Raw genomic sequence first — 23,798 nt, forward strand, 5'->3', positions numbered from 1 at the left:
TTTTTCACCAGCGCTTGCAAGGTAGGGTAATAGTGACAGTTGTACCCTCTCCCACTTGGCTTTCAATCATGATTTCTCCGTGATGGGCTTCTACACATTTTTTGACGATAGCCAAACCTAAACCTGTGCCAGTAATGACTCCTACATTTTCACCCCGGTGAAATGGTTGAAATAGTTGTGGTTGGTCTACTGAAGGTATACCAATTCCCCAGTCTTGAAACCGCAAAATCACTGTATTTTCTTGACCGATTAAATCAAATTGTACTTTGCCACCAGGCAAGGAGTATTTAATAGCATTATTAAGTAAATTAGTAATAATATGTCTTAATAAATTGTCGTCCCACTGACTATTAATTACTTTGCCACTACTCTTAAATACTAAAGTGAGGTTTTTTTCTGTAGCTGTTAATCGCGCTTCTTCTGTTACTTGCTCACAAAATAATTGTAAATTAATTTCTTTTAATTGAAATTGAAATTTATCTACATCTGTTTTACCAATAAATGATACTTCATCTAATAAGTTAGCCATATTTTTGACGGCTGAACGAATGATTTGAAAGTGATTAATTTTTTTCTCTTTGGTTAATTTGTCATCATTGTTTTGTAATAAACCAGCAGCTAATAAAATTGTATTTAACGGATTACGAATATCATGGGAAAGCATAGAGACAAATTCTGATTTGAACTGATAGAGTTCTTGAGTTTTCATCAGTTCGGCTGTGCGTTCTTCAATGGTATGTTCTAAGGCTTTATTGTCGGTTAGAACTCTTTCTAACAGTTGTTTACGTTCAATGGCATAACTGAGCGATCGCACTAAAACATCGGGATTAACTTGTCGTTTGACTAGATAATCTTGTGCTCCCTGACGTACAGCTTCAATAGCTAACTGGTCATCGTTGGTATTGGTCAAGACGACAATGGGAAGACTTGGTGCTTGATTCGTCAATAGGGGTAAGGATGATAAACCTTGACTGTCTGGCAAGGTTAAGTCCAGTAAAATTACATCATAAACACTTTGATTTAGCTCCTGTAGTGCATCTCTCAATCGCTGTACATGAACTAAATTGAACGCTTTTGATTGTGTTTGGTGCAAAAACTCCTTTAGCAGCCTAGCTTCTGCTAAGTTGTCCTCAATTAACAAGATGTTGACTAAATTGGTCATTGGAAATCGGTGATTGATAATTGGTGACGCTGAAGAAGAGGGTATAGGGTAAAATGTTTTCCCTATCTTTCCAACTCCCCATCTCCTTCATCTCACATTACTTACTTTGATGGTAAAGTCGCAATTGATAACCAAAACTCCTCAATTCCTTTGACAATTTGGAATAGTTGGGTCAGGTTACGAGACTTGGTGATGTAGCAATTGACGTGTAAATCGTAGCTGTGAAAAATATCATCTTCATTTCTTGAAGTTGTCAACACGACAACGGGTATACGTTTCAAATTGGGGTCAGCTTTGATTTCTGCTAATACTTCCCGTCCATCTTTTTTGGGTAGATTCAAATCTAACAAAATTATGTCTGGACGTGGAGCATCTAAATATTGACCTTCTTGACGAAGATAGGCCATGGCATCCATCCCATCCCTAGCTGTAATAATCTCATGGGGAACTAAGCTAGTTTTCAAGGCTTCTTTGATGAGACGGATGTCAGCTTGGTTATCTTCAACCAAAAAGATGGTTTTGTGTTTTTCTTCCGTTTCTACGCTCACGTTCACGTCCTCCGACTGGAATCGTAAAGTAGAAAGTTGCACCCTGACCAAGTTGTGATTCTACCCATATCCGTCCCCGGTGACATTCGATAATTTTTTTACATATTGCTAAACCCATACCTGTACCGGGGTATTCGTCCCGTGTATGTAGGCGTTGAAAAATCACAAAAATGCGATCGCTAAATTGGGGGTCAATGCCAATGCCATTATCCCGCACAGAAAATAGCCATTCGTCTTCTAATCTTTCTGCACCGATATGGATTTGGGGTGGTTGATGACTCCGGAATTTAATGGCGTTACCAATCAAGTTTTGGAATAGCTGCATGAGTTGGGTACCATCAGCCATGACTGTTGGTAAGGGTTCATGGGTGATAGTTGCACCGGTTTCTGCGATGCGCTGACGTAAGTTGCTTAAAGCGCGTTCTAAAGCTATTTCTACTTCAGTAACTTGGAAAGCGATCGCTTGGGTATCTACCTTGGAGTATGCTAATACATCATCTATCAAGGTTTGCATTAAGCTTACCCCTTCCACCGCATAGCCAATAAACTCTTTTGCATCTGCGTCGAGTTCTGTAGCATAGCGCATCTCTAACAGTTGCACATAATTGGCTACTTGATTGAGTGGTTCTTGTAAATCATGGGAAGCTACATAGGCAAACTTTTTCAATTCTGCGTTAGAACGTTCTAAATCTTGCGCTAACAGTGCTAATTCATCCGCTTGACGCAAAACTAAGTTGACAATTGCTTTTCGCAATCCCAGTGCAGCTTTAATTTCTACATATTGCCAAGGTAAGGATGTGAGTCTAACCGTTTCTTTCCATGATTCAAAGGATTTACGTGGACATAAACGGACATTTTCATCAGAGACATTCACTTCAAATGCTTGGTTGGGATCACCTCCCCAATTCACAGTTTTAATCACTTCTGGACGGAACCAGAGGACATAATTTTGCTTGGAAATAGGAATAGCTAATAAGCCACTAGCCACATTTTTAAAACTAATAGCATCAGGATAAATTCTTGGCAGTGAATCTGTGGAAAATACTTCATCTTCCACATTATTTTTCAGCCATTCCACTAAGAAATTTAATTCTTCTTCTTTCGGTGTTTCCCCAATTAAAGTATATTTTCCTCCCAAACAAACAGCTGCACCTTGGGCACTGGTTAAATCCAGTAGATTGGGATGGTTTTTTACTAAACCATCCACAAAGCTTTCGGATTGAGACATATATTCCACTAAGCGTGATTGAATATATGTCAAATTCATCCGATAATCATAATCTTCTGTTTCTTCCCTGGCAGAAATTTCCGAGAAAATCACTCTCCCTAAAAACTCACAAGCTTTTCGCAATTCATATTCTACATATTTGGGGGTTTGATGATGACAAGCGATTAAACCCCACAATTTTTTATCCTTGATTAAGGAAATTGTCAGTGAAGCCCCTACACCCATATTGTGCAGATATTCAAGGTGACAGGGAGAAGGACTCCTGAGGATAGAATTGGTTAAATTTAGAGGTCGATGATTGAGAGGATTTAAAAGAGGAAATAAGCCGACTGGTTGCAGATGACTATCGGGGATAAGTCGAATGGAATTAGAAATAAATAACTGTCTAGCTGGTCGAGGAATATCTGACTCTGGATAATGCAGTCCTAAATAAGATTCTAGACTCGGAATTTTTTCTTCTGCAATTACACAACCATGGCCATCATCGTCAAATTTATATAACATCACTCGGTCAAATCCGGTGACTTTTCTCACTTCTTCGACAATAATTTGACAAAATTCTTGCAGATTAGCAGTCTTTTCTAAGCGGTTAATAGAAGCTTTGGCTAAGTGATAAAAACTTAAAAAGGGAATATTAGCGGCAGAAATTGCCGGTTCTAATTCTAGTAATAAAAAACCATCACTATTCCGCTGAAAGACAGCATCAAATACTGTATAGTCATCTGCCTGTTTTCTTACCCAAATTTTAGTAGGATTGATAAAATCTAGATTCGGTTCAGATAACCAGAATTTAATTTTACTGATTTGATAGGGATCTAATAAATCTTCTAAACTCTTTTGGATCATCTTTTCGGGAGTCAACCCGAAAATTTCCATGGTATTTTCACTAGCTTGCAATATTTGTAAACTTGGTTCCTCTAGGACTAACAGAATTCCATGGGGCTGAATTTGACTCGATAGATGGATGGGTGCTTCCTTGAGGCTATTGATATTGAGGGTTGATAATCTTGAGTCGATATCCATCTTTTTCTCCTCTGTTGATTTGAGAGTATTGATAATTTGTGAATCAAATTAGAACCCAATCAATTTAGATAAATTTTTACTTTACTAACTCATTCCCCTCGCAGATTAACAGGCACAGCCGCTTTACTTATACTTTCAACTGTGCTATTTTTCCTATGCTGGAGCTAGGAAGAGAAAACCATTAATAATTGCCAAAATTACCAAATTTTTCCTTGAGTATCAATGTTTATTTAATGTCTTCTGTGCCTTAACTACTGAGTTAAAGTTGCTTGGCATCTAAGTGACTGAAATTTACAGTAGTCTTAGACATAATTTTCCTAATCTGCAAGTTGATTCCAGTGTAACCGACAGTACATAGGGTGGCTGATAATAAATGTAAAAATGATGCGATTAAATAAGCACTGTTTGTGTACCTGTGTTAAGTCAATTAGAGATCATCTTGACTGAAAAAAGACTTAAATCCAAGACCTAAACCACATTCTCATTCCATAATCTGCTGGGGAGAGAGGTAAGCCTAAATAAATAGGCATCCAGAAAATAAATGCTGCAATAATGACAAAGGTAATAGTTACACCTAAGACGCGCAATTGCTGATAATAACTACGCAGACACTGATCCACAAACCAAGCGATCGCGATAAAAGTAAATATGACTGCACACATGTAATGGTAGATAAAGGTACATCGTGTGACTTTTACCCAAGGTAAAAGATTAGCCGCGTAATTCATGACTATAAAAAAGGCGATCCAAGTATCAAGATGTAAATTTTTTGGTATAAATAAATATTGTTTCTTAATACTAGGTAATACAAGTTTAACAAACAACATCCCCAGTAAAAATAAGATGGCAGCGATACCAAACCACCATAAAAAAGGATTACCAAGGGCATGAACGTCATAAATTACCTTCCCGGCACCGGAAGGTAAATTTGGCTCAAATACGGGTAGAGGGTCTTGGAAACTTTGGGTTGTTTTGTAGTAATAAGCCATTGGTCTAGTTAACAATGGCCATTTATACCAAGCAGCACAATAGGGATGAATACTAGGTAAATTACCACCCATTCGTAGATGAAAGCCAAAAATTTCTTTGTGGACAGCAATAAATCCAAATCTTTGATCTAATTGCAAGTGAGGAATCCAGATCAGGCTATAAACTAATCCGGGAATAATCATTAAGCAAGAAAAAATTTGCTCGATGTTTAATTGGGTAATATTTTGCAGTGGGGTTTGTGGCTGAATTATGTTCTTGTCTGGGGAATTTTCCGGTGGCACCAAATAACCTAAATATTTAAATAAAGGTATACGTGGACGAGGAGAAAAAGATTGAAGCCAGCGAATTAACCAAGCACCAATCCACATGCCATAAACACCAGCTAAAAACCATAATCCATTCCATTTAGTACCAATGGAAGCACCAAAACTAATACCCGCTAACACTAACCAAAACCAACGCTTTTGATGCTGTTTTTCTAAGGATAATAATAAAAACCAATGACCTAGTAAGCCAAAAATTACTATATAAATATTATTCAGAGCATAGCGAGACTCAACAAGAAATAAGCCATCACAAGCTGTAAAAAATCCCGCTAATAAAGCAAAGCTGCGCCGATAACTTAATTGATAGGTCAGTAGAACAACAACGAGGGGAATAAAGGAACCTGTGAGGGCATTTACCCACCGATAATGCCAAGGAGATAAGACAGAACCTGCCAGTCCATTCACAGTATCCTGCCAAAAGGGAATGTGACTACCAATCCAAATTCCCACACCAATGATATATTGACTGAGTGGAGGATGAGCGTTAAAAAATGGCGTATTGGTTAGATAGTTATTACCATATTTAGCAAAGTAAACTTCATCAAAAACTAAAGTATTAAATCTATCTAGTCCCCAAAAACGTAAACAGAATGCCAGGATAAATATTCCTAACATTCCCAGTCTGAATAAATTTTTAGTCATTGGTCATTGGTCGTGGATTTTTAATGAAGAATTACTGTTGTTTATATTCACAGGTGGATGTTTTTGGAACAGCAGCAATTCAATACCGTAATATTTGGTTGTTAATCCTAATGGTTCCATTGCTAATTTTTTGATAACGCGAAGGGAAGCATGATTTTCTGGATTAACTACAGCGTAAATTATTGGTAGTCGAACAACATTGAAACCGTAGGTAAGCATAGCATGTCCAGCTTCAGTGGCATAACCTTGACCCCAGGCTGAACGTCTCAAATGCCAACCAATTTCAAAATCTTGAGTGGGGATGCGATCGCGATCTGGTAACTGGGACAGCATAATTTTCCCCAAAATCTGCTGACCGTCTTTTGCAACTATAGCCCAAGATCCAGAGCCATTGTTTCGTAAACGCGATCGCTCTACACTGTCAATTAGACGCTGACGCTGTGACTCCACACTCGGAGGACGAGCAGCACTACCGAGAAAATGTATAACTTGCGGATCATTATACATTTCAAACATTTGTTGTGCGTCCCTGTCAGGCATCCAAGTACGAATGATCAAGCGTTCAGTTTCTACCAGAGTCGTCATCTTGCCTGTGGTTCAACTTACCTGAGAGTTTAACAATTGGAGGTCAAATCTGACCTACCCTCCCAGAAGAATACAGCAACTTTTCCCAATTGGGTATACTATTTTTTCCCTCGCGAGTTTTCATATTTTGCCACTTCCAGCATGGTTTTTAACACCGCATCTGGATTCAAACTAATAGAATCAATTTCCTGTTCTACCAAAAATTTCACAAATTCCGGGTAATCGCTTGGTGCTTGTCCACAAATCCCAATTTTGCAGTTATGTTTTTTCGCAGCATTAATAGCCATTCCCACCATCCGTTTAACAGCTTCACTGCGTTCATCAAATAACCGGGCAACTAAGGCCGAATCTCTATCAATGCCTAATGTTAATTGGGTAATATCATTAGAACCAATGGAAAAACCATCGAAAATTTGAGCAAATTCTTCTGCTAGCACCACATTACTAGGCAACTCACACATTACATATACCTGCAAGTTATTAACACCTTGTTTTAAGCCATTTTTAGCCATTTCTGCTAATACTAATGTCCCTTCTTCTGGTGTCCGACAAAAGGGAATCATCGGGATAACATTTGTTAAACCCATCACTTCCCGTACCTGTTTCATAGCACGACATTCTAAAGCAAAGCCTTCTTTATAACCTGTATCATAATAGCGTGCTGCACCACGCCAACCCAGCATCGGATTTTCTTCTTGCGGTTCAAATTGTTTACCACCTAATAAATTGGCATATTCATTACTTTTGAAATCCGACATCCTAACAATTACAGGTTTAGGATAAAAAGCAGCAGCAATTCTGCCAATTCCTTGAGCTAATTTTTGGACAAAATATTCAGGTTTATCAGCATAATTAGCTGTAATTTCTGCGATTTTGTTTTTGACAAAATGGTCTGTCAAGGCATCGTAGTGAATTAATGCCATGGGGTGAATTTGAATCTGGTTAGCAATAATAAACTCTGTTCTCGCTAACCCCACTCCATCGTTAGGAATGGCTGATAAACTCAATGCTTCTTGGGGATTACCCACATTCATCAAAATTTGAGTCTGGGTACGAGGTAAGTTATCTAAAAATACTTCTTCCCTCATGAAAGGTAATAAACCTGCATAAACCTTCCCTTCTTCACCTTCTGCACAAGATACAGTTACCTGTTGTCCATTTTGTAAAATTTCCGTAGCATTACCACAACCCACAATGGCAGGTACACCCAACTCCCGTGCAATAATCGCCGCGTGACAAGTCCGACCCCCAGAATTAGTTATAATTGCACTGGCATGTTTCATGATGGGTTCCCAGTCAGGATCGGTTCTTTCAGCTACTAAAATATCACCTGGTTGAAACTGGTCAATTCTATTTACATTTAGAATAATATTCACTTCCCCATCACTAATAGCCTCTCCCACTGACCGACCAGTTAATAAAGGAATAGGTGGTTGATTTTCTAATACTAATTTATATGTTTTTAGGACATTTTTGGGCTTTTGTGATTGTACTGTTTCTGGTCGTGCTTGGACTACAAATAGTTGATTCGTGATACCATCTTTTGCCCATTCTATATCCATTGGGCAGTAACTCTGATGAACTTGGGAATAATGCTTTTCAATTAAACAAGCCCAGTGAGATAACTGTAAAATTTCTCCATCAGTGAGGGCAAATTTATTTTGTTCACTTTCGGGAACATGTAAATTTTTTGTAAATTTTGTGCCATCATCATAGACCATTTGTAGCTTTTTACTACCCAATTTTTTATCTATGATTGGTTGAAATCCTGCCTGAAAAGTTGGTTTAAACACATAATATTCATCTGGATTTACCGTTCCTTGGACAATGTTTTCACCTAAACCATAGGCTGCGGTAATTAAGATGACATCCTTAAACCCTGTTTCCGTGTCGATGGAAAACATCACCCCAGAAGAGGCTAAATCAGAACGCACCATTTTTTGCACACCCACAGCTAGGGCAATACTAAAGTGGTCGAATCCCTTCCTTTGACGATAGGAAATAGCCCGATCTGTAAATAGAGAAGCGAAGCAGCGATGACAAGCTGCTAAAACCCCGTCCACACCCACTACATTCAAATAACTTTCCTGTTGTCCAGCAAAACTTGCATCAGGTAAATCTTCAGCCGTCGCACTAGAACGAACCGCTACATCAACTTCGCCATTGTATAGTTCACAGAGACTTTGGTAAGCTGTAGCGATCGCCTCTACCAACTCGTGAGGAAAGGGTGTGTGCATAAGTAGCGATCGCGCTTGTTTCCCCTTCAGTTGTAAACTCTCTATATCCTCTACATGCAAATCAGCTAACAAAGCTCGTAATTGTGCTTCTAAATCTGCTGATTCCAGAAAATAACGATAAGCATAAGCAGTAGTTGTAAATCCCATTGGCACATTCACACCTTGGGATGTTAATTGCTGAATCATTTCCCCTAGCGAGGCACTTTTCCCACCCACTAAAGGGATATCCCCAATTCCTATTTCATCAAACCAGAGAACAAATGAGTCATCTTTACCGCCAGATTGAGATACAGTCCGATTAGACGCTGTAACCATCAGTATTACCTCTCTAGTAGATGCTCTGCCAGTATGTAAATGTGAAAATCTTGTGGCTAAATTTAATTTTAATTTTGAAACTTTTGATTAGGCGCGCTGATGCAGATTTTACCCACAATTAATAATTCTTCGCCTTGAGAAGAACTGTACTACATTTTATTCACTGTTAAATAATAAATTTTTGCCATTCTGGCTATTTATTTGCTAATTAAAGGCACGACAACCATACTTTTAATCTTCAGATCGTCCGATAACTAAATATTATCAAGTTGATTATTATTTTTAATTTCAAAAAATATAGTTTAGCCTGTTGTGAAAAAACTTATTTACTCTTTTCACATCTCTCTACGGAGGGAAAAAAGTTTTGATATTTTCCCCTAAATGAAATAAATTCCCCTGTGCGTACAACAGGGGGTATTGATTTAGGCTTGTATCAGATTAAAAAATATCTTATCCCCGAATTCAAATATCTGGATGAGGTGTAACAGCCACAGGAGTAGAAAGCCTCCAGGGGTGTAAGGAAATTGCTAATTGATGGGAAAACTCCCCCAGTGTTGCGCCGGGGGATTCAGCTTGCGATAACCAGAAAGCATTAAATAGTATCCTATTGCCAGATTTTCATTTGGGGATGCAGTGTAAAAGTCTCAGAGGTCAGGAACCTGAGAGGTAGATACTCTTAGTGGGTGAGAGGATGTTTCCACTTTTTATTTCTGCCAATAAAATAGCTGCAACCCAAAGACAATAATGCGAGACCCTTAGGCTACACCAAATCCCTTCTTCTAGTGCGGGAGGGATTTTGGTTTTTTCTTTGGCATAGAATAAGCTTTTCCACACTTACGTATAGTGACATACCAACAATGCAGAAAAGCCTGTTTTTTATCTGTTTCAAAAATGATGAACTTAATCTGCTTCCCGTAAAGTCCTGTTCACCGCTTCTCCTGTATCTTCAATAGAACGTTGAACATTTTTTCTTACATCTTCAGCGCCACGCTGCACATTTTTAGTCACATCCTTGGCCGCGCCACCAAGATTTTCCTGTAGATTTTCCACCCCTCTTTTTGTACCCCTAGTCAAACCTTCTCTAACTTCTTCCGCAGAACTACTTACATCTTCACCTAAGTTTTTCACCCTTTCATCAAATGGTGTACCTCGTTGATAATTACGTACATATTGTTCGGGACTATCAACACCTTTCTGTTCAATATTCCGACGTGAATTTTCCACTAAAGCCTTAGCTCTAGCATCAGAATATTTTTCTAATCTGTTGGCTCTAGGATCTACATCACTAAAGTTATTCATCCCACCTGCGGGACGAGATATGGGATAATCTTTAGTAGGGTCATATCTTTCTACATTAGGTGGCTGACTCGCTGGTTGGGGTGGTTGAGCCGCAATTCCTGGACGATTACAAGCTTGTGCTAAAAAGAGAAATATTCCCGCTAAAAAAATTCCCAAAATTTTCAATGGCTGCAAGTTATTTAACCAATTCTTGAATCTTTGCATATTCCTCTCCTTGTAGTTTGCAACTGCATACCCAGCTTATTTACCAACGGCGGAATTTTTCTGCAATTCCGGTCTAACACTCGCTTCATCTGCCTTATCTTGCAAAAATCCAGAAGCATCTTTTACTGCTTCTTTAACAGTATCTATTCGCTCTTGAATGCGAGTTCCTAAATCTGAGTCACGTTGAATTAAACCACCAGGTTCAGGATGTTGAAAATCTTCTTCAGTAATAATTGGTAATTCAGCTTCTTTCTTCACTCTACCTGCTGGTGTTTCAGCACCAGGATAGAGAATTTCTGATTGTTTCGTAGATGCTAATAATATTTGTGGATTTGAGAATAAACTAGCTTGTACTGCTGGATTTTGAGGATTTGCTCCCAACTTATCAGCACCACTACAAGCAGTGATCACTAACAAAAATATTCCAGCTAAAAAGATATTGAGAATTGAGCGAATAGGCAATTTTTTCAACAAAGTAATCAAATATTTCACTTCGTCCTCCTGAGCATTGAGAACAAGCCACGATATTCTTGATTGACTGTGGTAGCCAAAATATGATTTTATTTAGCTGTAGAACCAACCTTAATCAAGAGTAAAACCAGTAAATTAATCTTTAGCTCTAACCCAGTCCACATTCTAAATGGATGAAACTGTAATTTTTATCTAACTTCAGGGATATATTCACTCACCATAATGAAGCAAATTTTTCGCTGGTTGATTTGCGGTTTCACCGCCTTCTTTTTAATTAAAACCTTTAAGGATAATTGGCTAGAAGTCAGTCAAATTAATATCGATGCTCCAGGATGGGCAATTTTGACCATTGCTACAGGTGTAACTTTACTAGCACATATTTGGGCCGGTTGGATCTGGACTTGGGTACTGAAAGAATTAAATCAATCTGTTTCATCTGCTGATTTTATTCAAGTGTATTTGCAAACCAACATTGCTAAATATTTACCTGGTAATGTATGGCATTATTATGGGCGTATAGTTGCTGCTAAAAATGCCAATATTGCCACAGAAATTGCTACTTTCAGTGTCTTATTGGAACCACTGCTGATGATGGCAGCAGCTTTAATTATCATCGTCTTATTTGGTAGTAAATTAGCTGTTGCTCATCCGAATATTTGGCTACAAATACTCAAACTGTTAAGTTTAGGTGTAATTCTTGTTGCTGTTCATCCTTGGTGTCTCAATCCAGCAATTCACCTGTTATCACGTTTCAAGGCTAAAAAATCAAACCTCACAACACCATCTCAGAATTTTCTGAAGATACAACGCTATCCTCTAAAACCTTTGTTAGGAGAATTAGCTTTTTTAGGTTTGCGCGCTATGGGATTTATCTTAACTATGTTTGCTTTAAGTACGCTCCATTGGCAGCAAATTCCTTTATTAATCGGTGCTTTCAGTTTTGCTTGGCTATTGGGGTTAGTGGTTCCCGGTGCACCTGGAGGCTTGGGTGTGTTTGAAGCGACGGCTATAGCTATATTACAGCACAAGTTTCCCATAGCCCTAGTGATTGGTGCGATCGCTCTTTATCGTCTCATTAGCATTGTAGCTGAAACCTTGGGTGCAGTCCTAGCTTGGTTAGATCGCAAGCTGTCAGGTTAAAGAATACTCAATCTTCTTTATTCTGCTGCATCACCTAATTTCAGTTGAGAAAACACACGGTAATCATCTAAATTAGATGCAGGGTTGAAAGGTTTTTTTTCTCCTTTCATATGAATTAAATTATATTCAATATCTTCTCCATGAATCGCAAATGTAATATTAAAAACTTCCATAAAGTTAATTAAACAATAACATTCATCTTCAGGATAACTTTCATAGATATTGATTAATTTCGCAATGCGGACTTCCAAATGATTCCGGGAGTTTTTAGAAATTAGGACTATTTTTAATAGTAAAATTACCAAGGTCAGAGAGCGTCCCTCAGAAATTAAAGAATTAAATAATGAAGCTGGTTCCCTACCATTTTCAGTAGTTAATAAATCAATAACTCGGTTACAGGTTCTTAAAAATAATCCTGGATTAATTACAGCATCATTACTTTCAGATTTCCACGCATCTAAATTTTCTGTTAACTGCTTACCTAAATTGGCAACGAAATCTGGTAACTCTACAGATGAAAATAAAAGGTACTTTTGCAAACTCTCTTTAAATTCTGCTAAAGTTTGACTTTGAGTTTGGCGAATAAATATATTGGCAATATTTGTATAACTAAAAGCTCCCTTCTTGCTCACAATAATTTTAATCAGTCTGATGACGTTATCACCCAGTATAGTGGGATTTTTATATTTATTAGCCCTAGCAGAACCTGATTGAGCATATGTAATATACATAGCCAAATCAAACTTAAATTTATCTTTGAGGCGTTTAGATAATTTTTTAGCAGTTTCTCTTCGTTCTTCAGAATTATTTTCATCGCTAGCTTGAGCGGCTAACAAATATGCTGTGTAGCGGTTACTCCAATGGACTTGGTTTTGAGATTCATATTTAGCTGCTATTGTTTTTAGGTCTTGATAATCTTTACTTTTCACAAAGTTATCTAACCACGAAAAACAAACTGCTACTTTTTCTATTTCTGGTCTCTCTGTATCATTTTGGTAAGCTTCAAATACATTCACCAAATCAACAATATACTTATACTTTCTTTCTCCTTCCCAATTATTGACAAGAATATAACAACAGCGTTTAATTGTGTTACGAAAGTCTAATTCTTTGTGATCAAGAAAAGTTGCATATACTGCTGGTATTTTACTATCATCTTCTACCACATATAAACAGTCTATAAATAAGTTCTTAAATTCCTGAATAACTTCTGTTGCAGTACGCTGTTTGAGAAGATTAAGAAAGAAGCTATAAATCCTATCTTGCTCATTTTGTACGTTTATATTTTTAATGTCAGACTTATGTATATTTTGATGTACTTTTTCATTAGGTAAACTATTATAGGTCATGCCAGTTCTCAATACGATTGAATCGTCTAACCTTATTGTTATCAGCTTAACTTTAGGTTCTCAAGGCTATCAATATATATGTATAAAGATTCGATAATTTATCAAGTAAATTCAGTAGAATGAACGAGTTAAATCTTTACTATTGTTTTCAAGGAGCAACTCAGTAAATATACGTAAATCTTAGAAAGCCTAACAAAAAAGTCTGTGCATAAAAATTTAGCCCGAAAAAAGCTTGTTTCACAGGCTTTTTGGTAGCTTCTTACTCAATTTCTTGCCTTGCAGAAATTATAACCAATAAATTACCTATGTATTACTACTGAAAAGTAAAAATCTATAAATTATTATGAACAATTAGCAATCTAATGCAATTGAGCATTTTGGCGCATTCAATAAACATTTGTAGGGGCGGGTTCACCGATATCATCGTTAATAGTTCATGATATTTAATTAACCTGCCCCTACAATTTCACATCAGCTGTGTTATGGGGTATATTATACACAACACGAATTGGCATTCAAACCAGTGTGTCATCGACGATAAATACCGTAGATTTACAAACTATCACACAAATCAAGTGTTGTTGACTTATTTTATATGGGGGTGGTGGGACTTGAACCCACACGACCTTTTACGGTCAACGGATTTTCATTCTCTTGCAGCTTTCACTACTACCTAATTGCTTAAGCAATTTTAGGTTTTGAGAATCGGACTCTCCCTTTACCCTCGTCTTGACGTTAGGGTAGCTCCCGTCGAGTCTCTGCACCTTCCCTGAAGATTGGTAATTAAAAACTATGTTTTGGTACGAGCACCACAAAACAAGTTTTAATTTCCAGACTTTTTCGGGCTTGGCTCAGGATTGCCATATCTGTTGCCAGAGTTAGGTTTCCCTGAATTTGAGAGCTTACACTTGAAAAATTTCTTTCGCAAGGCTCAGTTTTCTAAGTCCGTAGCGTCTACCATTCCGCCACACCCCCGTAGGGTTACTGATTTAGAGGCAGCAATTACCTCCTCATCTATTCCACCATACAATTGCCTTTTTTGTCCAACAAGATCGAAAAATTTTTTTCGTGATCGCTACTTCCTGGTGTTTAAACCCTAAAAAAGAGCTTTAGGTAACAACAAAATAGTAGCTTTGGCTATTTGTGTTGCACTTAGCAATTGTCAAGCGATTTCTATTATAACACAACTTTTTATTTTTGATCCACTTGGTGAAAATTTATAGTCAACCTTTGACTGCTTCTATGGCAAAAACCAGGGAGAAGGCTTCCCTTGCTCTAGTCGTTCAGCCTATGATGAAAGACAGAAGCACCAAATCCTTATTCGCAGAATTATGGTTGTAGCCCTACTCTATCTGATTTTAGCTGGCGCTTATTTGCTGGTTATCCCTGTGGCTGTGTTGTTGTACTTGAAGTGGCGCTGGTATAGTGCTAGTTCGATTGAACGTACTTTTATGTACTTTTTGGTTTTCTTTTTCTTTCCAGGTTTACTAGTTCTCTCGCCGTTTTTAAATTTTCGACCCCAACGGCGACAAATCGTTTAGCAAATTGGGTAGGTCATAATTCTCATGCGACGTATTGATGCGATTAGTATTGTTTTAGGCGTGTTTGTTGCTGGTGGTTTGGCGTATGTAGCATTACAGCTAATTGGTCTAGACAGTCAAAACGCTGGTATTTGGAGTCAGGTTTTACTGGTAGTGGGATTAGTTGGCTGGGTAGTTACCTATGCGGTACGAGCAACAGGAAAGAATATGACCTACCATCAACAACGAGAAGCCTATGAACAGGCTTTTTTCCAAAAACGCTTGGATGAGTTAACTCCTGAAGAATTAGCGAAAATTCAAGAGGAAATTGAACAGGAGCAAAAGTCCCAGCAGTAGAGTTTGGTTGGTACAGTGGGTTGTTGTCAGTTGTTTGTTACTATTGACTACTGACCATAGCAATTTGAGATTGGGGATTTTGGATTTTTGATTATAGGGAAGAAACAATCTAAAATTTAAAGTCGAAAATTCAAAATTGCCTGAACCCAGACTAAAACTAACTAATGACTGCTATTTCTGATTGTTTTGCATCTTTGAGACGGAATCAGGAGTGCGCTCTGATTCCGTTTATTACTGCTGGAGATCCTGATTTAGAAACTACTGCCCAAGCTCTACAGATTCTAGATCGTTGTGGAGCAGACATCATTGAATTAGGTGTGCCTTATTCCGACCCGTTGGCAGATGGTCCTGTGATTCAAGCGGCTGCTACTCGTGCATTACAACGGGGTACGACCTTGGAACAGGTGCTGGAAATATTAACCAAAATTACTCCCAGTATCAAAGCACCCATCATTTTATTCACATATTACAATCCGATTTTGCATCGGGGAATTGAACCTTTTCTCCAGCAAATTAAGGCTGCTGGGGTTTCAGGATTGGTAGTTCCTGATTTACCTTTAGAGGAAGCAGCAGGATTACTGCAACCAGCCAGTGAAATAGGGATAGATTTAATCTTGTTGGTAGCTCCTACGAGTTCTGCGGATAGAATTGAAGCGATCGCTCGTGCTTCCCAAGGATTTATTTATTTGGTCAGTGTCACTGGTGTTACCGGGATGCGATCACAAATGGAAAGCCGTGTTTCTGATTTACTTACCCAAATTCGCAGTGTGACTGATAAACCCATTGCCGTAGGTTTTGGCATTTCCCACCCTGAACAAGCCCAGCAAGTGAGAGAATGGGGGGCAGATGGAGCAATAGTTGGTAGCGCCTTTGTCAAACGCCTAGCAGCAGATACACCAGCAGCCGGATTAGAAGCGATCGCGCAATTTTGCCAAGATTTGAAACACTCGGTCAAAACTACCACTTGATGACTCGGAAAAAGTAGATTAAAAAAGTATAACAGCGTATTTTTTTTGTCCTCCCTTGGTAGACAATTTGACTGTTATAGTTTTGAATATTAACAGCAAGTTTCAGGTAGCCCCAAAACTGCCTGACAAGTCCGTTTATACCTGGACTTTATGTGAAATGTCGTAGGCATAAAATTATGAGTGTGAGAGTAAGTCAGTCGAAACTTGGTTATGGTTCCGTCCTAGTTGAGGGGTAAAAGCGATGAGTGAAAGTATGGCATTTATCGGTGGTGTGGCCGTAGCTGGACTGGCAGCACTCTTACTTCTCAAAGGTACTAATACCCCAATCCAAACAAATTTTCCCATTCCTCCCCAAATAACGAGTACAGGAGTTACACCGCAAATTTGGCAGCCTCCCATATATCAACAACCAAATCCTGGTTTAACTAACCCTAATTCTCCCAACCAACCATCAGCAGCAGCTAACCCTGACCAACGCTTGGAAATGGAAAAGCTGAACATGCAGATAGAAAAGCTGAAAGGCGACAATGAACAGTTACGCTTCCAAAATCAACAGTTGCAAGGTCAAGTGCAGAATTTCACTCAACAACAGTGGCAATTAGCACAGCAACAACAGCAACAAAGAATGGTAGCTTTTCAGCAGCAACAACAGCCACAAAATCCCTGGTGGTCTTCACCCATAGTTTGGGCCGTTGGTGGGATGAGTTTAACCATTGGTGGTGGTATAGTTGTGGCAGGAGTCCTGGCTTTATTTGGTCCTCGTCAACGTCCTGCTCGGACAGTACAAGTTATCCATCCATATAACAGTTCTGTACCCCCTTTAGCCCCTATTCGGCGCGCTGAATTTTTACCATCGCGCATCGAGTCCAGAAGAGTGGGAGCGCCAGAATACGACGAAATGCACTAATGTAATTCAACATCGAAAATTCCATAGGTTAGAGGAAAGCAGAATGATGTAACTTTTCTTCTAACCAATTTGTTTTGTTAAATTATTGGTCAATCACAGCTTATTTAGCAAGTAAATTGGGTATAAGTCTAGCGGGCAAGATGCCCGCACTACAAGACTTAACTATATCAGGATTATAAAATTTAGCTGCGTAAACGCTTAACGCACACTTTAAGCTGGAATTAATCAATTTTATCGAAGACTATAATTCAGTTTCAGCTTTTTTGCTGGAATGGGACTTTTCTTTCTTCGTAGAAGCTTTATCTTCATGACCACTATTACTCGGCTTTGGTGATGTACTAGTTTTATTGAGTAATTTTTTACCCTGAGAAATAGCTTTCTTATTGGCATTTTCTGCCGCTTCTTTAAACAAAGGTTCTAGTTTATCTTGCCAATATTTGATATTTGGTAATTTTTCTGGATGATCTTTAAAAGCGAGTACCTTATCCCATTGACCATTATCAATTGCTTTATTGATATCATTAGCTATAGCTTCTGCCTTTGCCCAATCTTGCTGCCATTGATAAATAATTTCCGTTGTTTCTTTGATACCTAAGGCAGCATTAGCGGGAATAGATTTGAGAGTAGCGATCGCACCATGTAAGTCCCCTGATTCAAACTTTTGTCTTGCTTGTTCCACAACCTCATTTTTCTTTTTCGGTGCTGAAGCAGGTTGAGAATTTTTAGAGGGTGTTTTTTCCTCAACCTCTTTTTCTTCTACTTCTACTTCTTCTTCAGATTCAGGAGGATCTAACTCAGCAGATTTAGGTTCAACCTTCGGCATTGGTCGCGCTGCAATTAATTTACTATCATCTACAATGCTAATAGGTATTCCCTTATCTCTTAAACAAGCAGTCCATTGTTCATTATTAGTAATTACTTTAGAGTTGACCCAAGCTGACTTATAAGAACTATCAGATAGTTTCAGTTCTACCCAACCACCTTTCGTCCTTCTACCTGTCACTGCAAATTCGCTATCTTCACCAATACTTCTCAAAACATTATCTTCATTAATACTACTAGGTTCAGAACGGATATTAGAATTAGCTTCTACCACAGCCACACAGCTTTTTCCTAAATTAGTATTACTAGCAGTTAAATTACTAGCAAAGTCTTTAAAGGTGGGATATATATTGGTAGCTAAAGCCGCAGCACCACTCGCTAATAAAATGCCAATTAATAGAGGTAATGGGTCAGCTTTACCAGAATCTTTACGAATCGAGGGAGAACGGACAGGATTAGCAGGGGCCACAGCCATAGTTTGCTGTCTGACCACACCAGTAGTCGGCTTGTAAGGTCTGTAGGTAGTGGGAAGAGGGGGAGGGTAAACAGAAGGTGTTTTTTGTCCAGAAGAAAAGTTCACTACCTCTTGGCAAGCTGCCAAAGCCTCTGTAGCATTCTGGTAACGTTCTTTAAAGTGATAACGCACCATTTTACTCAAAACAGCTGCTAAACCAGGACTAACAGATGCTAGATGCAGCCAAACGATTTCTCCTGTGTCTGCATCTTCTTCTAACTGATTAATGGGCACACCCGTTAAAGCTTGAATAGCAATAATTCCCAGAGAATATATGTCACTATTCGGACGGGGTTTACCTTGTCCTTGTTCTGTTGGCATGTAGCCAGGAGTACCAATGGCTACTGTAGCAGTGGGATGTGCGCCAACTGTCACGAGAGAAGAACGCAACTGTTTGACAGCCCCAAAATCTACTAACACCAACTTATAATCAGCACTACGACGGATGATATTGTCTGGCTTAATATCTCTGTGAATTACTCCTTGCTGATGGACAAATTCCAGAATTTCCAGCACTTCAATCAACATTTGAATAGTCTGCTTTTCACTCCAGCGTTGTCCAGGGATAAGTTCCTCCGCTAGAGTATTGCCATCAATAAATTCTTGGACTAAGAAAAATTCTTGCTTCTCATCAAAGTAGGCTAATAGCCTGGGTATTTGGTCATGATTACCCAGTTTTTCTAAGGTTTCCGCCTCAATATTAAACAGACGTTTGGCAGTTTCAAAAATCTTCGGGTCAGAACTGTTGGGTTTCAGGTGCTTGACAACGCAGATTGGGTTGCCTGGTCGTCTGGTATCTTGGGCAATGTAGGTGCGACCAAATCCTCCCGTCGCCAAAACGCTTGTGACTTGGTAACGATGGTCTAGTAACTTGCCTATCATAAATTCCCTCCCCAGTTTTCACACCTAATTTTCTAGATGGTAATTAGTATCTCCAAATTTTCTGCCAATAAATCCGCTATCTTGAGAAAAGATTTAGACTAGCAATGCAGTTTTTTTAATAAAACCAATTTGTTAACTTTTTTTTCTCTATCTCTGTGTACTAGCAATGCCACCTAAGATAACTAATCCTACCGTCTGGCAGCAAGCAGAACTCCTAATGCAGCCTGCTTTCATTCGTGTAGTTGATAATATTCGCAAGCAGCTGGATGAATCTTCCTGGAAAGGAACTTACCATGATGTGCTGATTTGGCCACCTCATACCACTGATGAAACTAAGGCTGTGGTGACTCAGTTGTTGCAAGAGATGGAAAATGCAACACCAGAACAGGCTGAAGCAATTCGAGAAAATCTCAGTCGTCTGCCTATGCCCCATCCAGGATATCATTTGCGTTTACAACGTCAAGAGCAAGAAGTCAGTGTTGATTTATGGGATCTGTGTTATCAAGTATGTTTTTTAAATTACAGTTCTGAAGAAGATGTAGTGAATATTGATACTAGTTTAATTGATGAATTTGGGGATGTGGATTGGCAACAATTAGAAGATAAAACCAAAAGGTTAGTCAGGAATGTGTTTGTAACTTTGCCAGGAGATTGATAATACTAGGGGAAACAGAGAGGCTTAATTTTAGATGTTGGGGGCGGGTATGTTGTGCATTTTCAATGCACAACAGCAATTCAAAATTCACAGGCAAATTTTCCTGAATATCATAACAGCAGTTTCTAATGACCTGCCCATAAGAGAGATAATTACATAATTGATTTTGTCTTGATCTAGACAATAGTTCTATCCCCAATTCAGATCAAGTTGCATAGAATTAATAATTGAATGCAGATAACCGGGGATAAATACAGATATCATGATAAACAATAGATTTCAGGATTCGGTGCGGAATAACATAAGGTTTGTAATATCAAAACATAATTGTTTAAAATCTACAAAATTCATTGTCTAACCATATCTATTTTAAATTGACGATAGAATGAATATTAAGGAATTAGGTGAGAAATTTTCAGAAATTTAGCCAGAAAATGACTTTATTTACACGAAAAGCCCCTGCAAAATTCACTATAGACAATTTTCATATTTAACTCAGCGAGTGGATGGCAATTCTGGCTAACTCAGTTACATCTATGTATGTTTTTTCTGTGTTAGCAAACAGTAAATAAATACTTCAGAAAATTTACATAGTGTTAACCTTCTCTTTAACAGTAATATTTCCTTATTATTTTGTAAATATTTTGACTATGTGAAGTTTCCAAGTAATTTATGGTTTTAGCTTGACACATAATATATGAGTAGTAAAATCTACATTAATTGAACGAAAAAGCAGGTAAAAACAAAGCTACTTGTGTAAGTAAACACGAGATTAGCAAATAAAATCGGCATCTATCGGAAATTACACTTCCAAGCTAAGATTATGACTTAGCGATGCCATATAGGTTATCGATATTGAATTCTTGAGATTTTATGGACAAAAGTCCAACAGATGGCAGTAGTATCCTCCTCTAAGCTGGTGAGTAAGTCTCCCAGCGCGGGGGAGACTTTAGGAGGTATCATGCTCACACAAGATATTTGCAATTCCACTATTGATGTTGCAGATTTAAACCAACTCAAGTTTGATTTAAATTGCTTGCAGCCTGTAGACGTGGGAGAATATATTACAAGATTACCGGAAACACAAAGAGCGATCGCTTTCCGTCTCCTCAACAAAACTCAAGCAATAGATGTATTTGAATATTTGCCAACAGATATACAGGAAGAACTCATCAATTCCCTGCATGATGTGCAAGTAGTGCAACTAGTAGAAGCAATGAGTCCTGATGAACGGGCAGAATTATTTGATGAACTACCAGCAGGGGTAGTTAAACGGTTATTGCAAGAACTGAGTCAAGAACAAAGACAAGCTACAGCTACTATTCTTGGTTATCCCGAAGGAACTGCGGGTCGGGTGATGACCACAGAATATGTGCGTCTGCGGGAAGGTTTGACGGTAGGTGAAGCTTTAAGCAAAATTCGTCGTCAAGACGAAGATAAGGAAACTATTTACTATGCTTACGTCACCGATGATAACCGTAAATTGGTGAGTGTTGTTTCCTTGCGTCAATTGTTATTTACTTTTCCCGATGTCTTAATTAAAGATATTGCCAGTGATCATGTCATCAAAGTGAAAACGGAAACTTCTCAAGAAGAAGTAGCCCGAATTATGCAGCGTTACGACTTAATCGCCATGCCTGTAGTAGACAGGGAAGAAAGATTGGTCGGTATTATTACTATCGATGATGTTGTCGATATTTTACAGGAAGAAGCGACAGAAGATATTCAAAAATTGGCAGGGGTGAGTGGTGATGAAGAAGCCTTATCTCCTCCCCAGGTGACAATTCGCAAACGGTTGCCTTGGTTGTTAGCGATTATGGCATTGTACATCGGTGCAGCTAGTGCGATCGCTCCTTTTCAACAAGTAATTGCTGCTGTACCTGTGTTAGCGGTAATTATGCCGATTTTTTCTAACACTGGGGGAACAGTGGGTATTCAAGCTTTAACCGTCACTATTCGCGGTTTAGGTGTAGGTGAAGTCACACCTAAAGACACCATGAAAATCCTCCGTAAAGAGCTTTTAGCAGGGTTAGGGACAGCAGTAGCTTTATGTGTAACGATGATTTTGCTGTCCTTAATTTGGGCCAAACCAGAAGAAAGATGGGTAGCTTTAATTGCGGGCACAGTGATGGCAACTAATACCATTGTGGCCGTGACATTGGGGACATTGTTACCCATGGGATTGAAGCGCTTAAAGTTAGATCCTGCTTTAGTGAGTGGCCCATTAGTGACAACTATGTTAGATACTATTGGTTTCTTAACTTTCCTCAGTTTAATTTCTATTGCCTTGAATGTTTTTCATTTACATCCTTGATGGGATGAAATAAACCACATCTTCAGGGAGCATCCCAAATGTGTAAGTTTATTTTTTGCTTGAGTTCAAGACTTGAAATAAACGAACCACGTTCGCGAAGCGTGCCGAAGGCATAGGAGGAAAGGACACGTTCGCGTAGCGTCCCGTAGGGATAGGTAAGAAGGAAGAAGAGAGTTTTTGGTGTTGCTGCGGTTATTTTTGCAAAATTGGGATGCTCCCCATCTTCAGGATATTTTCTCGCCAAGATGCTTGAGGAGCAAAGACGCAAAGTCAGAGATTGATTTAAGATGTGGTCTAAAAACAGAATTATTTTTGTCAATGGCAATTTATGAAGCTTTGAGCATTTCTCCATAAGCTTCATAAACTCCCTTGACGTTGTACCAATTGAGGAAAATGCGTGCCACTTCTAGGGCTAATTGCGGTTTGCCTAAATTAATTAACCATTGCAAGAAAGGTGCCATAGTTTTTTCATTTAATGCCCCATTTAAAGATAAAATTCCCCACAGCAATCGATGTAACCAAGTCATTTGAATCATCATCTTGACTTCCCAAGTAGGATGCTTTTGGTAAAATAAAACCCCCATACGTCCCCGTTGGATTTCTTGGTCAATTAATTTAGGAATTTGTTCTAAATTAAATGGTGGATGCCAGTGATAACCTACGGCTTCAGGACATTTAATTAATTTCAAATCTAAATTTTTCAATCTTACCCCTAATTCCAAATCTTCCCAGCCATAGAGTTGAAATCCAGTATCGAATAGACCTGCTGTTTTTAACCAATGTTTAGGAATCGCCACATTGCCTGTAGCAAAAAAAGCTGCCGAAAAGTCAGTAATTTTATAGGGTTCAGCAGTAGGATTGTCAAAATTACAAGTATTAATAACTGCACCATAGGTGAAAAAGCGATCGCTCCCCAATTTCTCTTGCCCCTGTTTGAGTGCATTCCCATGAGCTTGCAAGAAGTTGTTAAGGACAACCAAATCACTATCAATAAAAATAATTGTGTCCCCTACAGCCTTTTCTACACCTAAATTTCGTGCCGCAGCAGGGCCAGCATGGTCTTGCTCAAACAACCTTACATGGGGAAACTCCTCTTGATGAGTTGTCAACCAATCTAATGTGCCATCTGTAGAACCATCATCTACTACCACCACTTCATATCCAGTTACGACACTGGATGCACTCAAATCCTGTGCTTCCAAAGCACGGAGACACTTTTCCAAAATCGGCAGACGATTGTAAGTTGGAATTACAACACTGAAAAACACAGTTTTACCCACATCACTAGTTCCCATATTCAGGATAGGACAAAAAATCAATTACCAGTCCCTGAGCAAATC

The 23,798-nt window shown here is 38.6% G+C and carries 19 protein-coding genes; 7 read left to right on the top strand and 12 right to left on the bottom strand.

Annotation, left to right across the window (positions count from 1 at the left end):
* Positions 1-4 precede the first annotated feature (4 nt).
* The 8 genes from H6G73_RS09640 to H6G73_RS09675 form a co-directional block, all read right to left on the bottom strand.
* Complete coding sequence (locus tag H6G73_RS09640; RefSeq protein ID WP_190603722.1) at positions 5-1,162, bottom strand: hybrid sensor histidine kinase/response regulator; 1,158 nt, start codon at positions 1,160-1,162, stop codon at positions 5-7.
* A 101-nt stretch (positions 1,163-1,263) separates the two neighbouring features.
* Positions 1,264-1,710, bottom strand: a complete 447-nt coding sequence (locus tag H6G73_RS09645) for a response regulator (RefSeq protein ID WP_190603724.1) — start codon at positions 1,708-1,710, stop codon at positions 1,264-1,266.
* Positions 1,664-3,961, bottom strand: a complete 2,298-nt coding sequence (locus tag H6G73_RS09650; protein WP_190603726.1) for a sensor histidine kinase — start codon at positions 3,959-3,961, stop codon at positions 1,664-1,666. The genes H6G73_RS09645 and H6G73_RS09650 overlap by 47 nt, the downstream gene beginning before the upstream one ends.
* Before the next feature lie 455 nt (positions 3,962-4,416).
* Positions 4,417-5,919 (bottom strand): dolichyl-phosphate-mannose--protein mannosyltransferase, encoded by a 1,503-nt coding sequence (locus tag H6G73_RS09655; RefSeq protein WP_190603728.1) that lies wholly within the window; start codon positions 5,917-5,919, stop codon positions 4,417-4,419.
* A gap of 3 nt (positions 5,920-5,922) precedes the next feature.
* The gene (locus tag H6G73_RS09660) at positions 5,923-6,504 is read right to left on the bottom strand and encodes a GNAT family N-acetyltransferase (protein ID WP_190603730.1); all 582 of its coding nucleotides are present in this window, start codon (positions 6,502-6,504) and stop codon (positions 5,923-5,925) included.
* A 98-nt stretch (positions 6,505-6,602) separates the two neighbouring features.
* Positions 6,603-9,056 (bottom strand): phosphoenolpyruvate synthase, encoded by a 2,454-nt coding sequence (gene ppsA / locus H6G73_RS09665; RefSeq protein WP_190603732.1) that lies wholly within the window; start codon positions 9,054-9,056, stop codon positions 6,603-6,605.
* Between the two features lie 900 nt (positions 9,057-9,956).
* Complete coding sequence (locus tag H6G73_RS09670) at positions 9,957-10,559, bottom strand: hypothetical protein (RefSeq protein WP_190603734.1); 603 nt, start codon at positions 10,557-10,559, stop codon at positions 9,957-9,959.
* Positions 10,560-10,595: 36 nt separating this feature from the next.
* On the bottom strand, positions 10,596-11,051 hold the full coding sequence (locus H6G73_RS09675) for a DUF6658 family protein (RefSeq protein ID WP_190603736.1): 456 nt from the start codon (positions 11,049-11,051) through the stop codon (positions 10,596-10,598).
* A gap of 201 nt (positions 11,052-11,252) precedes the next feature.
* Here H6G73_RS09675 and H6G73_RS09680 point away from each other — a divergent pair, with 201 nt between their 5' ends.
* Positions 11,253-12,170 carry a lysylphosphatidylglycerol synthase domain-containing protein gene (locus H6G73_RS09680; protein WP_190603738.1) on the top strand — a complete coding sequence of 306 codons (918 nt, stop codon included), beginning with the start codon at positions 11,253-11,255 and terminating at the stop codon, positions 12,168-12,170.
* 17 nt (positions 12,171-12,187) lie between these two features.
* Here H6G73_RS09680 and H6G73_RS09685 read toward each other — a convergent pair whose 3' ends face one another.
* Positions 12,188-13,519, bottom strand: a complete 1,332-nt coding sequence (locus H6G73_RS09685; protein ID WP_190603740.1) for a hypothetical protein — start codon at positions 13,517-13,519, stop codon at positions 12,188-12,190.
* A gap of 1,331 nt (positions 13,520-14,850) precedes the next feature.
* Here H6G73_RS09685 and ndhL point away from each other — a divergent pair.
* From ndhL to H6G73_RS09705, 4 genes are all read left to right on the top strand, one after another.
* Positions 14,851-15,060, top strand: coding sequence for an NAD(P)H-quinone oxidoreductase subunit L (gene ndhL / locus H6G73_RS09690; protein WP_190603742.1), 210 nt, complete (start codon positions 14,851-14,853; stop codon positions 15,058-15,060).
* 24 nt (positions 15,061-15,084) lie between these two features.
* The gene (locus H6G73_RS09695; RefSeq protein WP_190603744.1) at positions 15,085-15,396 is read left to right on the top strand and encodes a DUF3007 family protein; all 312 of its coding nucleotides are present in this window, start codon (positions 15,085-15,087) and stop codon (positions 15,394-15,396) included.
* A 164-nt stretch (positions 15,397-15,560) separates the two neighbouring features.
* Positions 15,561-16,364 carry a tryptophan synthase subunit alpha gene (gene trpA / locus H6G73_RS09700; protein ID WP_190603746.1) on the top strand — a complete coding sequence of 268 codons (804 nt, stop codon included), beginning with the start codon at positions 15,561-15,563 and terminating at the stop codon, positions 16,362-16,364.
* Between the two features lie 241 nt (positions 16,365-16,605).
* On the top strand, positions 16,606-17,271 hold the full coding sequence (locus H6G73_RS09705; RefSeq protein WP_190603748.1) for a heterocyst differentiation related protein: 666 nt from the start codon (positions 16,606-16,608) through the stop codon (positions 17,269-17,271).
* Positions 17,272-17,512: 241 nt separating this feature from the next.
* On the opposite strand, the gene H6G73_RS09710 is transcribed toward H6G73_RS09705, so the two are convergent.
* Positions 17,513-19,489, bottom strand: a complete 1,977-nt coding sequence (locus H6G73_RS09710; protein ID WP_190603750.1) for a serine/threonine-protein kinase — start codon at positions 19,487-19,489, stop codon at positions 17,513-17,515.
* A 166-nt stretch (positions 19,490-19,655) separates the two neighbouring features.
* Between H6G73_RS09710 and H6G73_RS09715 the strand changes: the two genes are divergently transcribed.
* Together H6G73_RS09715 and mgtE are read left to right on the top strand one after the other, a co-directional pair.
* Entirely contained in the window at positions 19,656-20,144 is a 489-nt protein-coding gene (locus H6G73_RS09715) for a hypothetical protein (protein ID WP_190603752.1), read from the top strand.
* Positions 20,145-21,105: 961 nt separating this feature from the next.
* Entirely contained in the window at positions 21,106-22,458 is a 1,353-nt protein-coding gene (mgtE, locus tag H6G73_RS09720) for a magnesium transporter (protein WP_190603804.1), read from the top strand.
* Positions 22,459-22,480: 22 nt separating this feature from the next.
* On the opposite strand, the gene H6G73_RS09725 is transcribed toward mgtE, so the two are convergent.
* Both H6G73_RS09725 and H6G73_RS09730 read right to left on the bottom strand, forming a co-directional pair.
* Complete coding sequence (locus tag H6G73_RS09725; RefSeq protein ID WP_190603754.1) at positions 22,481-22,777, bottom strand: hypothetical protein; 297 nt, start codon at positions 22,775-22,777, stop codon at positions 22,481-22,483.
* A gap of 7 nt (positions 22,778-22,784) precedes the next feature.
* The gene (locus tag H6G73_RS09730; protein WP_190603756.1) at positions 22,785-23,753 is read right to left on the bottom strand and encodes a glycosyltransferase family 2 protein; all 969 of its coding nucleotides are present in this window, start codon (positions 23,751-23,753) and stop codon (positions 22,785-22,787) included.
* Between the last annotated feature and the right edge of the window lie 45 nt (positions 23,754-23,798).

The organism is Richelia sinica FACHB-800 (assembly GCF_014698825.1).
In the GTDB taxonomy this organism is placed as follows: Bacteria; Cyanobacteriota; Cyanobacteriia; order Cyanobacteriales; family Nostocaceae; genus FACHB-800.

Excerpts from the sequence above, each read along its gene's own strand:
- trpA (WP_190603746.1), top strand. The coding sequence starts at position 15,561 with ATGACTGCTATTTCTGATTGTTTTGCATCTTTGAGACGGAATCAGGAG.
- H6G73_RS09670 (WP_190603734.1), bottom strand. The coding sequence starts at position 10,559 with ATGCAAAGATTCAAGAATTGGTTAAATAACTTGCAGCCATTGAAAATT.
- H6G73_RS09715 (WP_190603752.1), top strand. The coding sequence starts at position 19,656 with ATGCCACCTAAGATAACTAATCCTACCGTCTGGCAGCAAGCAGAACTC.
- H6G73_RS09640 (WP_190603722.1), bottom strand. The coding sequence starts at position 1,162 with ATGACCAATTTAGTCAACATCTTGTTAATTGAGGACAACTTAGCAGAA.
- ppsA (WP_190603732.1), bottom strand. The coding sequence starts at position 9,056 with ATGGTTACAGCGTCTAATCGGACTGTATCTCAATCTGGCGGTAAAGAT.
- H6G73_RS09680 (WP_190603738.1), top strand. The coding sequence starts at position 11,253 with ATGAAGCAAATTTTTCGCTGGTTGATTTGCGGTTTCACCGCCTTCTTT.
- H6G73_RS09710 (WP_190603750.1), bottom strand. The coding sequence starts at position 19,489 with ATGATAGGCAAGTTACTAGACCATCGTTACCAAGTCACAAGCGTTTTG.
- H6G73_RS09685 (WP_190603740.1), bottom strand. The coding sequence starts at position 13,519 with ATGACCTATAATAGTTTACCTAATGAAAAAGTACATCAAAATATACAT.
- H6G73_RS09660 (WP_190603730.1), bottom strand. The coding sequence starts at position 6,504 with ATGACGACTCTGGTAGAAACTGAACGCTTGATCATTCGTACTTGGATG.
- ndhL (WP_190603742.1), top strand. The coding sequence starts at position 14,851 with ATGGTTGTAGCCCTACTCTATCTGATTTTAGCTGGCGCTTATTTGCTG.
- H6G73_RS09695 (WP_190603744.1), top strand. The coding sequence starts at position 15,085 with ATGCGACGTATTGATGCGATTAGTATTGTTTTAGGCGTGTTTGTTGCT.
- mgtE (WP_190603804.1), top strand. The coding sequence starts at position 21,106 with ATGCTCACACAAGATATTTGCAATTCCACTATTGATGTTGCAGATTTA.
- H6G73_RS09650 (WP_190603726.1), bottom strand. The coding sequence starts at position 3,961 with ATGGATATCGACTCAAGATTATCAACCCTCAATATCAATAGCCTCAAG.
- H6G73_RS09730 (WP_190603756.1), bottom strand. The coding sequence starts at position 23,753 with ATGGGAACTAGTGATGTGGGTAAAACTGTGTTTTTCAGTGTTGTAATT.
- H6G73_RS09705 (WP_190603748.1), top strand. The coding sequence starts at position 16,606 with ATGAGTGAAAGTATGGCATTTATCGGTGGTGTGGCCGTAGCTGGACTG.
- H6G73_RS09655 (WP_190603728.1), bottom strand. The coding sequence starts at position 5,919 with ATGACTAAAAATTTATTCAGACTGGGAATGTTAGGAATATTTATCCTG.